Raw genomic sequence first — 12918 nt, 5'->3', positions numbered from 1 at the left:
CGGGAGACGACGATGCCGCACGAAGACCGCTACGGCCTGCCGCTCTCCACCACATCCGATGCGGCTGCATCCGCCTATCGCGAAGGTGTCGACCTCATGCTCGCGGGCTGGACCGGCATGGCGGAGATGCTGGAGCGCGCGATTGCGACTGATCCGGATTTCGCGCTTCCCCATATCGCCCGCGCCCGCGTACACGCCTTCTACCAGCAGGGCGATCTGGCACGGCAAAAAGCGGCGCTCGCGCGCGAGCTGGTCGCAAAGCGCGGCACCGAGCGCGAGCGCTCGCATGTCGAAACGCTGGCGCTTGCGATCGAGGGCCGGCTGGCCGAGGCGATCGCATCGACGCTGAGACATATCGAGAGCTGGCCGCGCGATGCATTGGTGCTGTCGCTGCCGCTCGGTGCGTTCGGCCTGTTCGCCTTCTCCGGCATGGCCGACCACGACCGCGCACGGCATGAGCTGTGCGAGCGGCTCGCGCAGCATTATGGCGAGGACTGGTGGTTCCTCACCATGGCCGGCTGGGCGATGACCGAGAATGGCGACGTCGCGCGCGGTCGCGCCGTGACCGAGCGCGGCTTCAATTTGCGCCGTCAGAATGCCCACGCCGCACACGCCGTGCTGCATGCGATGTTCGAGGACGGCTCGATCGAGGCGGCCGACCGCCTCGTCGACGACTGGATTCCGACTTACGACCGCGCCGGAATCCTGCATGGCCATATCAGCTGGCACCAGGCGCTCGGCGCGCTCGAGCATGGCGATGCGGCCCGCGCGCTGTCGATCTATGCCGACGTGCTCCAGCCGTCGGTCACGCAGGCGCCGCCGCTCAACATCATCACCGACGCCGCCTCGCTGCTCTGGCGCCTGTCGGCTTACGGCCATTCCGTGCCGAGGCAACTGTGGCTCGACGCCGACGCCACCGCGAAAAAACTGTTTCCGAAATCGAGCCTGTCCTTTGCCGATGTCCACATGGCGCTGTTCGCGGCAGCGACGCAGAATCACGCGGCGCTCACCACACGCCTTGCGGCCATCGAGCAGCGCCTCGCCGAGGGCAAGCTACCGGCCGGCCTCGTGGTGCCGGCGATCTTCCGCGCGCTGGCGGCCTTTGCGGATGAGGATTACGCCTCATGCGTGCAAACGCTGGCGCCGGTCCTCGGCGAGGTCGTACGGATCGGCGGCAGCCATGCCCAGCGCGAGCTGGTCGAGGACACCTACATCGTCGCCCTGATGCGCAGCGGCGAGCTGGCCCGCGCCCGCGCCGTGCTGGACGCCCGCCTGCACCGCCGACCCTCACTTCGCGATGCGCGCTGGCAGGCGGCAATGGGCTAGACTTCGCCACGAAAAAAACACCGGCCTGACGGCAAGTGCCGGCGGGACGGTTTGGGCGATGTAGGCGAATCGTCGTCGGGGTGGCGCGGTGGTATTCCAGGCGGGACTTGCAGGACAAACGCGGTCGCAACCAATTTGCGGTTCGATCGTTATGGTGCGGAACCCGACCGTGGTTCCCTGGCACGTGAGCCTTCCGATGCGCCTCTGCCAACCGCTTCTAGTCTTCGCCGCGACCCTTGCCGCGTTGGCAAGTCCTTGTTTTGCCGAAACTTCCAAGCCGATCCCGGTCAACAACCCGCCGGCGCCGCAGAATGCCTTCATCGACCTGCTGGCGCTGATGTCCGGCCACTGCAAGACCTTCAAGGTTGCCGGGCGCACCTTCGCCTGCAAGACGGTGGCCTACGCCCACGGCGACAAGGGCCGGGTCAATTTCGCGGTCGCGGTCGACGATCCCTCCGACGACAGCCACGTCGTGTCGTTCTCCGGCGAGAACGGCAAGCGCGCCGACGACAATTCCTACGAGCTGCCGATCGACCGCATGCTGCTCAACTCCAAGGACCGGCCCAGGGTCGACGGCCTGCCGGTGCCGGCCGAGCAGACCTCCACCGGCCTCTGCCGCCAGACCGGCAATTTCGCCGCCAGGAAGGTGACCGACGTCACTTGCTCCGCCACCGACAGTGAGGGCCGGCAATATGAACTGCTGTTCGTCTCCGACGGTACGCCGGTGAGCGTGCGCCGCATCCGGCAATCGCTGCCCTCGATCCAGGATCCGTTCAAGTAGCGGCACTTCGTCTCGCCTGCCGTGTCAGCGAAGTGAAAGCGCATCCTTCCGTTTGAAACTCCAGGTCCGGCTTGTATGCTCTCGCGCGCGTCCTCACCGAGGAGGCCCGATTGCAACTGGAGGCGGGGCCAAGAGCCCGGCAATGCGTATGATCACCGGGCTCATGCGCATCCTGTTCATCTTCCTCCTCGCAAGCCTGTCGCGTGAATGCATCGCGGCCGACGGCAAGCGGCAGCGTTCGATCCTGGTTCTGGAAGAGGCTGATTTTCGCTCGCCCTTCTATTCCGAGATATTTGCCGGCATCCGCGCCGTCGCGAAGCCGAACGGGACGAGTCACACGGTGACCTACGGCGAGAGCCTCGATCTCGCCCGCTTCCCGGGACCGGACTACGAAGAGAGCCTGGTCGGTCACTTCAAGACCAAATATGCGCAGCAGCCGATCGACGTCATCGTTTCGATCGGAGTTTCATCGGCGAAATTCCTTCGGAAGCGCAAGCAGGAGATCTGGCCAGATGCACCGGTCGTCTACGGCTTCGTGCCCGATCTGCCCGAGACGCGCGCGCTGTTCCTGCCCAACACGACGACCGTCTTCACACGGGTGAGACCGGCGCAGCTGCTGACCGCAGCCCGCGCTGTCGTTCCCGACCTCAACCGGGTCGTTCTCGTCGGCGAGGCCTGGAAGAATCCGCTGACATACGGACACTGGAAGCAGGACTTCGCGGCGGCAATGCCCGACCTCGAAGTCACCGATCTGTCGGGCGCGGTGCTGCGCGAGGTCCGCGCTCACGTCGCGTCCCTGCCCGCCCGCTCCGCGATCTTGACCTCGGCGATGTATTCCGACGGCGAAGGCACCTATTATTCCCCGGCCGCCGCGCTCGCACGCATCGCCGAGAGCGCCAACCGCCCGATCATCATCACGTCCGATACGTTCCTCGGGCGCTCGGGCGTGGGCGGCTTCCTGCTGCTGCCCGAAATGATCGGACGGGAAGCCGGCGAGGTCGCCATGCGGATTCTCGGCGGCGAGGCCCCGTCGAGCATCGTCCCCCTCGGCGGGAATAACGTGAAGCCGATCTTCGACTGGCGGGAGCTGAAACGCTGGAACGTGGACGAGGCCCATCTGCCTCCCGGCAGCGAGGTGCGTTTCCGTGAACCAACCTTCTGGGAGAGGTATCACTGGCACGCCACCATCGTCGCCAGTGTCGTTCTGGTGCAGGCGCTGATGATCGCCATTCTGCTGCGCGAGCGCCGCTTGCGCTTCGTGGCCGAGGTCGAGGCGCGGCAACGCATGTCGGAACTCGCCCACATGAATCGCCGCGCCACCGCGGGTGAGATGTCCGCCTCGCTCGCCCACGAGCTGAACCAGCCGCTCGCCGCCATCCTGATCAATGCCGAGACGGCCCAGCAGATCTTGCGGAATCCGGCGCCCGACCTCGGCGAGATCGGGGACTTATTGGACCACATTCGCCGGGACGATCAGCGGGCCGCCGACGTCATCAGCCGGCTGCGCTCGTTTCTGAAGCGAGACCCGACCGAACGGCGCGAGCTCGATCTCAATGCGATGGTTGGCGAGGTGTTTCGATTCCTCTCCGTGCAGGCCCTGACCCACGACGTCGAACTCATGACCGAACCCTCATCCGCGGATATCCGCGTTAAGGGCGATAAGGTTCAGCTCCAGCAGGCCATCCTGAATCTCGTCGTGAACGGCATCGATGCCGTGGCGCATCTCCCGGACAAGCGGCGCCGCGTCATCGGCCGAACCAGTCTTGCCGACGGTAATGTGGCCCTCGTCTCGGTCGCCGATGCCGGCGACGGGATCCTTGCGGAGAAGATGACGGAGATCTTCGAGCCGTTCTTCACGACCAAGACCCAAGGCATGGGCATCGGCCTCTCGATCGCCCATACCATCGTCGAGGCGCATGGCGGGCGCATCTGGGCAGAGAACGCGCCGTCAGGGGGCGCCGTCTTTCACGTTAGCCTGCCGCTGGCAGCGTTGCGATAGCTCCTATCGCAGGCGCCAGCGACGCTGGCCAGCCGTCACGCGAACGCCTTTTCCAGCGTTGCGAAGATCACCGCGAGCGATTTGTCGTGACGCGTGACCGGCGGTACCGGGCGATCGATCTTCATGAGCTGATAGACCGCCATCTGCGCCGCGCGCACCGAATATTCGACCGTGAACACGACGTCGTCGGGGATTTCGACGAACTGGCTGACGAAAGCGAGGTTGACCGAATTCTTCGGCACCGGCAGCGGCCGGTCGGCCAGATTGCGCGGCATGAACATGCTGGTGATGTAAGGCATGCGGCAGGGAACGCAGATCGCATCCGCGAACACGCTCGAATCGAAATTCAAATGGCCGCACAGCTCCTTCAGGATCTCCGCGCCGCCGCAATCGGACATCGGCTTGGCAACGAAATTGCCGACGCGGTCGGGATGTAGCGCATAGCCCCAGAACACCTGCACATTCTTCGGCTGTCCGGCGAAATGCGGCTGGTGATAGAGCACGACCGACATCAGCCAGTTGGAATCCCTGAACGTGACGAGGCCGCCGGTGCCCGCCCGGTTGCCGGAGAACGCCTCCATCTTCTCGAAGAAGAGTGGATCGCGGCAGGTGACGGTGAAGGACAGCCAATAGGATTCAGGGATCGAGGTGTTGAACGCGGCGGGATTGCCGAATTCGGGACGCTCCTTCGCGATCGTCTCCCACAGCGCCCAGCCCTGGCTGTCTTTCTTGGTCAGATGCGGCGGCGGCTCGGTCATGGTGCCGAGGCTCGAGGCGTCCGTCATCGAGCCGTTCTGGAAGAATACGAGATCGCCGTCCTCGAGCCGGACATTGGCGATGCGGCCGTCGCGATCGAGCACGAGCTGGCGCACCCGCAACCGTCCGTCCTCGCTCTCGATCGCCATGTCGGTGACGCGGGTGCCGCGCACGAATTGCACGCCCTGCCGCTTCAGCCAGTCAGCAAGCGGCCGCACGATCGCATCATACTGATTGTAGACGGTGCGCTTGACGCCGGCGAGCGTCTCGATGCGCGGAAACTCGTTCATGAAGCGGTGCAGATAGCGCTTCAGCTCGACCGCGCTGTGCCAGGGCTGGAACGCGAAGGTGGTCTGCCACATGTACCAGAAATTGGAATCGAAGAATTTTGGCGAGAGCCAGTCGGTGATGCGGCTGTTGCCGAGCGTCTCCTCCGAAGCCTCGGTGAGCCGCAACAGCTCGAGCCGGTCGCGCGCGGAAAAGCCCATATGCGAGACGTCGACCTTGAAACGGTTGCGATCGACCAGCCGCGCCTGCGAGTGCGCCGGGTTCTCCAGGTTGAACGCGATGGTCTCGTCGCGCACGCTGCGACCGGGATGCTCGAGCGAATGGATGCTGGAGAGCAGATCCCAGGTGCATTCGTAATGGTCGGTGGTCAGCATGCGTCCGCCGCGCAGCGAATAGGCGCCGTTCGCGAGCAGCGCGCCGTCGAGGCTGCCGCCGACCAGCGGCTGCGCCTCGTAGATCACGATGTCACGCCCCGGCTGCCGCGCGTCGCGAATCAGGAACGCCGCGCCCGCGAGCGAACCAATGCCACCGCCGATGAAATACGCCTTCATGACTTGCCTCGACTGCCGTTCGAATTCACGAGCAACATTGCATCGCGAGGCAGCGGCCGAAGTTGCGCTGGATCAAGCGGGGGAGGAGACGAAATCACGTCGGCGTTATCGCCGCGGGCTTCTTCGCATAGACGTGCTCGATCTCGTCCGCGAAGCGGCGTTCGAGCGCGGGCCGCTTGTTCTTCAGCGTCGGCGTGAGCAGGCCGCTCGCGATGGTCCACGGATCCAACGTCCACCACACCGCGCGCGGCGTCGCGTAGGACGGATAGGCCTTCACGGCCGCGGCGATCCTGGCCAGCAGAGCGGCCCGTTCCGCCGCGCCGCCTTGCTTGCCGCTGGCAGCTAACCGTTCCTTCTCCTGCACCCAGGCCTTGGCATTCAGCACGACCAGCGCGGTAAGGAACGGCCGCTGCTCGCCGACCACCAGCGCCTGCTCGAACAGGGGATCGGCGAGGATCGCGGTCTCCAGATCCACCGGCGCGATCTTCTCGCCGGTCGACGTGACCAGGATGTCCTTGATGCGGCCGGTGATGGTGATACGCCCGTTCTCGATGCGGGCCTGGTCGCCGGTGTGCAGCCAGCCGTCGGCGTCCTTGACGCGGCGCGTCTCGTCCGGCTTGTGCCAATAGCCGAGCATCACACTGGGGCCGCGCACCAGCAATTCGTCGTTCTCGCCTAGCCTCACCTCGACGCCGTCGAGGACGTGGCCGACCGAGTGCGGATCATTGTCATCGATGGTGTTGACGGACACCACCGGCGAGGTCTCCGTCATGCCGTAGCCCTGGAGGACGTCGAGCCCGAGCGCGAGAAACAGGCGAATGACGGGCTGCGCGATCGGCGCCCCGCCCGAGACCGCGACGCGCAGGCGGCCGCCGAGCCGCGCCAGCACCTTATCGGCGACGAGCCGCTTGAGCAGCGGCCAGGCCAGCCGGTCCAGCAGCGACGGCACGCCATGCCGCTGCCGTGCATCGAAACGGCGCCCGCCGACGGCTATGGTGAGGTCGAGCAGCGCGCGTTCGATACTTCCAGCTGATGCGCGATGCTGCATGATCAGCGCGTAGATGCGCTCGTAGATCCGCGGCACCGAGACCAGCACCGTCGGCCGCACACGCTTCAGATCCTCCGAGAGTTGCGGCACCGAGCGGGCATAGGCGACGCAGGCGCCGGCCGCGATCGGATAGTAATAGCCGCCGGTGCGCTCGAAGGTGTGCGAGAGCGGCAGGAAGGACAGGAAGACGTCGTGCGGTTCGGCTTTGATGCGGCGCGCGATCGCCTTCACATTGGCGACGACATTGCCGTGCGACAGCATCACGCCCTTTGGCCGCCCGGTCGTGCCCGAGGTGTAGACGATGGCGGCGAGATCGTCCGGCTGGATCACGACATCGGGCAGCGGCGCGGTCGCGCCGGCTGCTTGTGCGAGCCAGTGGTCGAGCCCGACGATGCGCGCGTCCGGCGTGATGAGCCCGCCTGCGTCCGCACAGACGACGCGCTTGAGATGGTCGAGCGGCTGGCCGGTCGCCACGATCGCCTGCCAGCGCTCCAGTGTATCGACGAACAGGAGCAGCGCACCGGAATCGACGAGGACGTAGGCGATGCTGTCGGGGTTGTCGACGGCATGCATCGGCACCGGCACGAGGCCGCGCGACAGCGCCGCCTGATCCATGGCGATATGCGCAATGCCGTTCGGCATCAGGATGGCGACGCGTTCGCCCGGCGCGAACTCCTCCGCGGCGAGCGCGCGCCGCCACAGCTCGAATCCCGCATCGATCTCGCGCCAGGACTGGCTGACCCAGCGCTGCGCGGTCGCATCGAAATGGCGGTAAGCCTCCGCCGCCGGCGTCGCCTTGACGCGCCAGCGCAGCAGCTGCGGCAGCGTCCTGATCCCGGCAAGTCCGTCCGGTTGACTCGTCGGCCCCGGCATGGCGTCCTCTCGCATCTCATCGATTCCCAACCATTTGGTGCCTCGACACTAGGCCGGCCAGCCCTTGCCGCTTTGATCCTCAGCAAGGCGGCCATGCAAGGACGCGTTCCTCGCGGCGCTCTCCGAACGCCACGGCTTTCCCAATCCGCATCCGGGCTACGGGGCTCGAAACGAGGGAAGATTGACATTGCCCGTCGTCGTCTTCGCCTCGCATAATTGACTCAGCAATAGAACCGAAAGCACCTCCATGCCTCGCTCCCTCCCCGCTCTCATCGTCGTCGACGTCCAGCGCGCGTTCGACGAATGGGAGGCGGCGGGACAGCGGCGCAACAATCCGGATGCGGTGGCGCGGATCGCCGGTCTGTTGCAGGCATTCAGAGCGCGCGGCGCGCCGATCTTTCATATCCGCCATGAAGGCACCAAGCCGAATTCATCGTTTCTGCCATCGCGTTCCGGCTACGCCGTCAAGGACGAGGCGCGCGAGCAGCCGGGAGAGACTGTCATCGTCAAACGCGTCAACAGCGCCTTCATCGGCACCGACCTGGAAAAGCGCCTGCGCGCGGCCGGCATCGGCACGCTCGTGATCTGCGGCGCCACCACCAATCATTGCGTGGAGACGACGACGCGGATGGCCGGCAATCTCGGGTTCGATGCGCATCTCGTGCGCGATGCGACATGGACATTCGACCGCGTCGGGCCCGACGGCGACAAGCATTCCGCCGAGCAAATCCATGCTATGACGTTGTCGAACCTCAACGGCGAGTTCGCGCGCATCGTCACCAGCGACGACGTGCTCGCCTCGTTCGCGGCCAAGTGATGGCAGCAATGCGATCAATGCCGATGATGCGACAATAAATCTCACGATGTGCGTTAACGCGCGCGAATCGGACGTCGCGATACTGCGTCGTTTCGACGCCCGCACTGGCCGGAACGCAGCCGACGCCCATCTGTTGTCACACGACATTCAACCGGAGTGATGACACCATGAAGTATCTCATTGTCGCGATGGCGGTCGGTGCTGCGGCGCTTGCCGGCGGATCGGCGGCGAACGCGGCCAATAATTCAGGCGCGAAGCAGAACGCGCCAGCCGGCCAGTCGACCGACATCAGCGCGCAGCACCGGCACCATGGCCACCGCCATCACCATCACTGGCGCCATCATCACCACCATCACGGCTACTATCGTCCGCACTACCGGAGCTACGGTTATTACCCGCGGCACCACGGCTATTACGGCGGCGGGCCGTACGGATATTACGGCGGCGGCGGTCCGGGCGTGACGTTCAGCTTCGGCGGCGGACGCTGGTAAAAGGAAAGGCCCGCGATGCGGGCCTTTTTCTTACCCCCGCAAAATCATCTCTGCCGTCTCCTGACCGCTCGCCAGTGCCGCTTCCACCGTGCCCATGTCACGGCCGCGATAGAGAGCTTCGCCGGAGAACAGCACCAGGCCATCGGCACGCGCGAGGACCGCTTGTGCCGCGCGCGTCCGCGGCGTCGCCCAGGAATAGGCGCCGCGGGCAAAGGGATCATGCGCCCAGTTGGTCGCCGTGGCCGCCACAAGCTCGCGCGCGACGTCCTCGCGCGGCAACTTGAAGATGGCAGCGAGCGAATCGAGCCCGGCGGCGATCAGTCCTTGTGGATCGAGGCTTTCCAGCTCCGCCGTGCGCGGGCCGCCCAACCAGCCGGTGAGCACGGCCTGCCCGCTCGGATATTGCGTCCACCACACCGGGATGGTCCGGTCGGACAACAGAAAGGTCATGGCTGCGAGATCCTGGTCCCGCTCGCGCCACCACGGCCGCGCAAACCGCAGCAGGATCTTGATGACGTTGCCGAAGCCGATGTCATCAGCAGCAGCAAGCTTCGCGCGCGCGCTCGCCGGCAGAGCCATCTCGCGCAGCAGCGGCAGCGGCACGGTCAGGATCACGCGATCGCAGGCGTGGACATCGCTGCCGCCGCAGCGAACCGCCGCCGTGTCACCGTCCTCCTCGATCGCCGACATTACGGCGCCGAGATGGATGGTCACGCCAAACTTGCGGCAATCGGCGGCCAGAAAGTCGATCAGTGCGCCATAGCCGCCATCGATGCGCGCCTGCGGCGCGTGTCCGCCATCCATCCATTCCTCGCGCAGCGCCAGCGTCGAGGCGCGCTCGGGGTCGGCCGCGTCATAGCCCTCGACCATCCGTTCGATCGATTGGCGCATCGGCGCATAGTCGTCCCCGGCGAAATGCCGACGCAGGAATTCGGCGACCGATAGATCGTCCTTCAAGTCCTTCAGCACGGCCTGAAGCTCCGCCTCGTGCGGATCGTCGCGCTCCTCGCGCAAGAGCGCCGTGCCGTAAAAGCTCCACTGCTCGCCTGCGATCTCGTGAAGGGACAGTCCGGCCTCGCGCAGCAATCCGCGCGTGACCGGCGCCTCGCCATGGACAAATTCGGCGCCGCCCGCGGCGGGGTAGCCGAACTCCGAGACCGGCAGCGGAAGGATGCGGCCGCCGCAGCGCTCGCGCGCCTCCAGCACCGTCACCCTGCGGCCGGCCCGCGCCAGCTCGCGCGCCGCCATCAGGCCGGCCGCGCCGGCGCCGACGATGACGATATGTTCTGTTGTCTCGGGCATGGCCGCGCGTTACCGGCTCGCGGCTTGCGGATCGTTCGTGATCAGATAGCGCAGCAGCAGAACACCGCCGCCGAGCTGGCGCGTACTCTCCAGCGTCATCGCCGTGATCGGCGCGCGCTTGTCGCTGTCCGCCTCCGTCGAAGAGAACACGAAGGGCGCGCCCTCTGCGCCATCGATCGCTGGGCTGAGAATCAGGTTGAACTCGTCGATCAGACCGGCACGCAGGAACGCGCCATTGGCGACGCCGCCGCCCTCCACCAGCAGCCGCTTCACCCCCAAGTCACGGCTGAGAACGTCCAGCGCCAGCGCCAGATCGAGCTCGGACTTGCCGGCGAAAATGTAGGACACGCCCTCGCCGCGCAGGCCGGCGAGATGCGAGTCCGGCACGCTCTCGGTCAGCACGACGACGATCGGATCACCGCCGATGTCCGAGCGCCCCCAGCCGATCTTGCCCTGCGCATCGAGAACGACGCCATAGGTTTTCGCATCACGCCGCGCGAACCAGTTTTCACGCGGCAGCTTCGCATTCGTCGTCGCGGGATAGGGCTGGCCCTTGGCGAACTCCGACCCGGTAACGCGGCCAATCACCCAGGCATCGCCGCCGAGCTCGTCATGGATCTTCTCAAACCAGTCCGTGCCCGCCCCCTTCGGGCGCCAGCGGCTGGGATGCGTGCGGCCGTCGAGGCTGGAGTGCATCAGACAGATGACATAGGGCTTCATGCGATTCTCCGACGCCGCGCTTCACACTGCCGACCCATCGCCCTTCTCATCGCTCCTAGCGCGATCGTTCACGATCACCGCGAGCGGATTGAGCTTCGGCGGCGCGACGAGCTGCAGCGTGTTGGTGTCGCGATGGTCGAACGGCGCGCCGCGGACGAACAACTCGGTCTGGATCAGATAGGTCCAGCTGCCGTCGTCGTTGAAGGTGATGTCGCAGCGATAGGAGTCGGTGCGGAAGGCCTGTTCCAGAAAGTCGGTCGAGCAGATCCCGTAGGCGGTGTCGCCCCGCTTTGCGGTGACCGAGATCGTCTTGCCGTCGGGCCCGGCCTTGCCCGAGGCCAGCAGCACCTGCCCGCGCGGAATCGCCAGCGTCTGCATGATCAGGCCGGTCGCGGGCACCCACAGCCAATAGCCGACCTGATCGTGGAAGGTGATGTCTTCCTCAGGCGTGTTGATGTGGATGTGATAGCGCAGCCCGTACAACAGCTGCGGCCCGTTGGCCTGCGGATCGATCGGATCCATGCGGATGCGCTCGATGAAGGTCCGCCGCTCCGGCCCCTCCGCCTTCGGATTGATGTCGATGCCCTTGTCCGCTTGCCAATGCCCTGCGAGACGGCGGAGCGGGCCGAGATTGGCGAGGCCGTCGGGCGAGACGTCCTCGGGCTCGGTGAAGATATCGGCGGGAATGGGGAGCATGGCGGCCTCGCGGGAAGTTGCGGAGGCAGCAATAGCATGGCAGCGGGAAGCTGGCGCGTGCTCAGGCCTCACAATCGCGAATGGACACCGGCGTTGTGCGCGGGACGATTGTCGGGCTTTTCGACAAGACGACGAAGCCGAACCCGATCGGTTCGGCTCCGCCGCCGGGACGTTTAGTGGCGATGATCGCGGACCTCGGGCTGCGTGCGGTGGTCCCTGACGATGGTCTGATTGCGATGGTCGCGCACAATGGGCGGGTCGCGATGATCGCGGACGATGGTCAGCGCGCTCGCGGGTGTCACCACGCTTGCCAAGGTGATCGCTGCGAAGGCCACAAGGATGGTATTGCGCATAAGTCTTGTCCTCTTCCCGGTGGATCACTGCGAACCACCTGACCGCAAGCTAGATCGACCCGCGAGGAAGATATGTGTCAGCGGTCACGCGATGATCATCGCTCCTGCTGGTGACCGTGCGTCGTTCGATCGGAGGAAGAGGCACGAGAGAGCCGCCGCGACTTCAACGCCAGCCCGCAGCGAGTGCCACGCTGCTGCAATACGCTGGGCGTGTCCGTCAGCAACGTGAAGAGCCACCTTTTCATTTCTTCAAAGAGACCGGCTGCCGGCGCTCGGTCGACCGGGTGAGGCTGGCGAAGTCGCTGACGTTTCCGGTGAAGCGCGAATCCTTGTCGGAGGCCGCTATGGAGCTCCTCTCCTCGATGTCGGCGCGACTCCCCCTCAACCGAGCGCTTCGGTTGCGCGATCGAAGAGGGTCGGATCGCCCTGTGCGCTGGCCATCAGGATCGCGCCTTCGAGCGTCGCGAGCACCTGGGTCGCACGCTGTTCGGTGAGGCCGCCGGCGACGAGGCTGGCGATGCCCGCCTGGAAAAACTGCCGCACCTCATGGGCCACGTCCGGCGCCAGGTCGGGGACGGTAGCGCCGAGCGATCCGCAGAGGCACATCTTGGCGCCATCATCGAGGGCGCTGCGAAACACTGCCCGCCAGGCCTGGACCACATTCTGTCCGGCGGCGACCCCGGCATCGGCGGCCGCGACCACGCGTTGGTTGTAACGTCGAGCCACAGCGGCCGCGAGCGCGCTCTTGGTCGGGAAATGATAGTAGATGCTCGCGCTCTTCACCCCGACGTCGGCGGCGACCTCTCGAAAACTGAAGCCGCTATAGCCAGCCTCCCGGATTCGACGCTCCGTCGCGTCCATGATCGCTTCCACCGTGTCGGTCATAGCCTTCCAGTCTGCCAAGTCGTTCACCTACC

General features: G+C 65.8%; 11 protein-coding genes and 1 pseudogene. 5 read left to right on the top strand and 7 right to left on the bottom strand.

All coding sequences use genetic code 11. The features are described 5' to 3' along the window. Positions 1-12: 12 nt before the first annotated feature. The 3 genes from GGD62_RS25235 to GGD62_RS25225 all read left to right on the top strand — a co-directional run bounded on the left by GGD62_RS25235 (position 13) and on the right by GGD62_RS25225 (position 4106). A complete protein-coding gene (locus tag GGD62_RS25235; RefSeq protein WP_183710761.1) occupies positions 13-1326 on the top strand; it encodes a tetratricopeptide repeat protein in 1314 nt (437 codons plus the stop codon). A gap of 196 nt (positions 1327-1522) precedes the next feature. Continuing rightward, a complete protein-coding gene (locus tag GGD62_RS25230; RefSeq protein ID WP_183710759.1) occupies positions 1523-2107 on the top strand; it encodes a hypothetical protein in 585 nt (194 codons plus the stop codon). Positions 2108-2249: 142 nt separating this feature from the next. Beyond that, positions 2250-4106 (top strand): ATP-binding protein, encoded by a 1857-nt coding sequence (locus tag GGD62_RS25225; protein WP_183710757.1) that lies wholly within the window; start codon positions 2250-2252, stop codon positions 4104-4106. 35 nt (positions 4107-4141) lie between these two features. Here GGD62_RS25225 and GGD62_RS25220 read toward each other — a convergent pair. Both GGD62_RS25220 and GGD62_RS25215 read right to left on the bottom strand, forming a co-directional pair. Next, positions 4142-5731: pseudogene (locus tag GGD62_RS25220) on the bottom strand (oleate hydratase); the annotation flags it as partial. Positions 5732-5795: 64 nt separating this feature from the next. After that, positions 5796-7622 (bottom strand): long-chain fatty acid--CoA ligase, encoded by a 1827-nt coding sequence (locus tag GGD62_RS25215; protein WP_183710753.1) that lies wholly within the window; start codon positions 7620-7622, stop codon positions 5796-5798. A 247-nt stretch (positions 7623-7869) separates the two neighbouring features. Between GGD62_RS25215 and GGD62_RS25210 the strand changes: the two genes are divergently transcribed. Next, a complete protein-coding gene (locus tag GGD62_RS25210; RefSeq protein ID WP_183710751.1) occupies positions 7870-8439 on the top strand; it encodes a cysteine hydrolase family protein in 570 nt (189 codons plus the stop codon). A 167-nt stretch (positions 8440-8606) separates the two neighbouring features. Further along, complete coding sequence (locus GGD62_RS25205; RefSeq protein WP_018321286.1) at positions 8607-8930, top strand: hypothetical protein; 324 nt, start codon at positions 8607-8609, stop codon at positions 8928-8930. Between the two features lie 30 nt (positions 8931-8960). On the opposite strand, the gene GGD62_RS25200 is transcribed toward GGD62_RS25205, so the two are convergent. The 5 genes from GGD62_RS25200 to GGD62_RS25180 form a co-directional block, all read right to left on the bottom strand. Then, positions 8961-10232 carry an NAD(P)/FAD-dependent oxidoreductase gene (locus GGD62_RS25200; RefSeq protein WP_183710749.1) on the bottom strand — a complete coding sequence of 424 codons (1272 nt, stop codon included), beginning with the start codon at positions 10230-10232 and terminating at the stop codon, positions 8961-8963. A gap of 9 nt (positions 10233-10241) precedes the next feature. Then, the gene (locus GGD62_RS25195) at positions 10242-10952 is read right to left on the bottom strand and encodes a dihydrofolate reductase family protein (protein WP_183710748.1); all 711 of its coding nucleotides are present in this window, start codon (positions 10950-10952) and stop codon (positions 10242-10244) included. Between the two features lie 21 nt (positions 10953-10973). Then, on the bottom strand, positions 10974-11648 hold the full coding sequence (locus tag GGD62_RS25190; protein WP_183710747.1) for an FABP family protein: 675 nt from the start codon (positions 11646-11648) through the stop codon (positions 10974-10976). Between the two features lie 173 nt (positions 11649-11821). Next, positions 11822-12001 carry a hypothetical protein gene (locus GGD62_RS25185; RefSeq protein WP_018321282.1) on the bottom strand — a complete coding sequence of 60 codons (180 nt, stop codon included), beginning with the start codon at positions 11999-12001 and terminating at the stop codon, positions 11822-11824. A gap of 381 nt (positions 12002-12382) precedes the next feature. Beyond that, positions 12383-12886 carry a TetR/AcrR family transcriptional regulator gene (locus GGD62_RS25180; protein WP_018321281.1) on the bottom strand — a complete coding sequence of 168 codons (504 nt, stop codon included), beginning with the start codon at positions 12884-12886 and terminating at the stop codon, positions 12383-12385. Positions 12887-12918 lie beyond the last annotated feature (32 nt).

The sequence above is a fragment of the Bradyrhizobium sp. ERR14 genome (genome assembly GCF_014198235.1).
In the GTDB taxonomy this organism is placed as follows: Bacteria; Pseudomonadota; Alphaproteobacteria; order Rhizobiales; family Xanthobacteraceae; genus Bradyrhizobium.
This window is presented reverse-complemented; position numbering and strand designations above follow the sequence as displayed.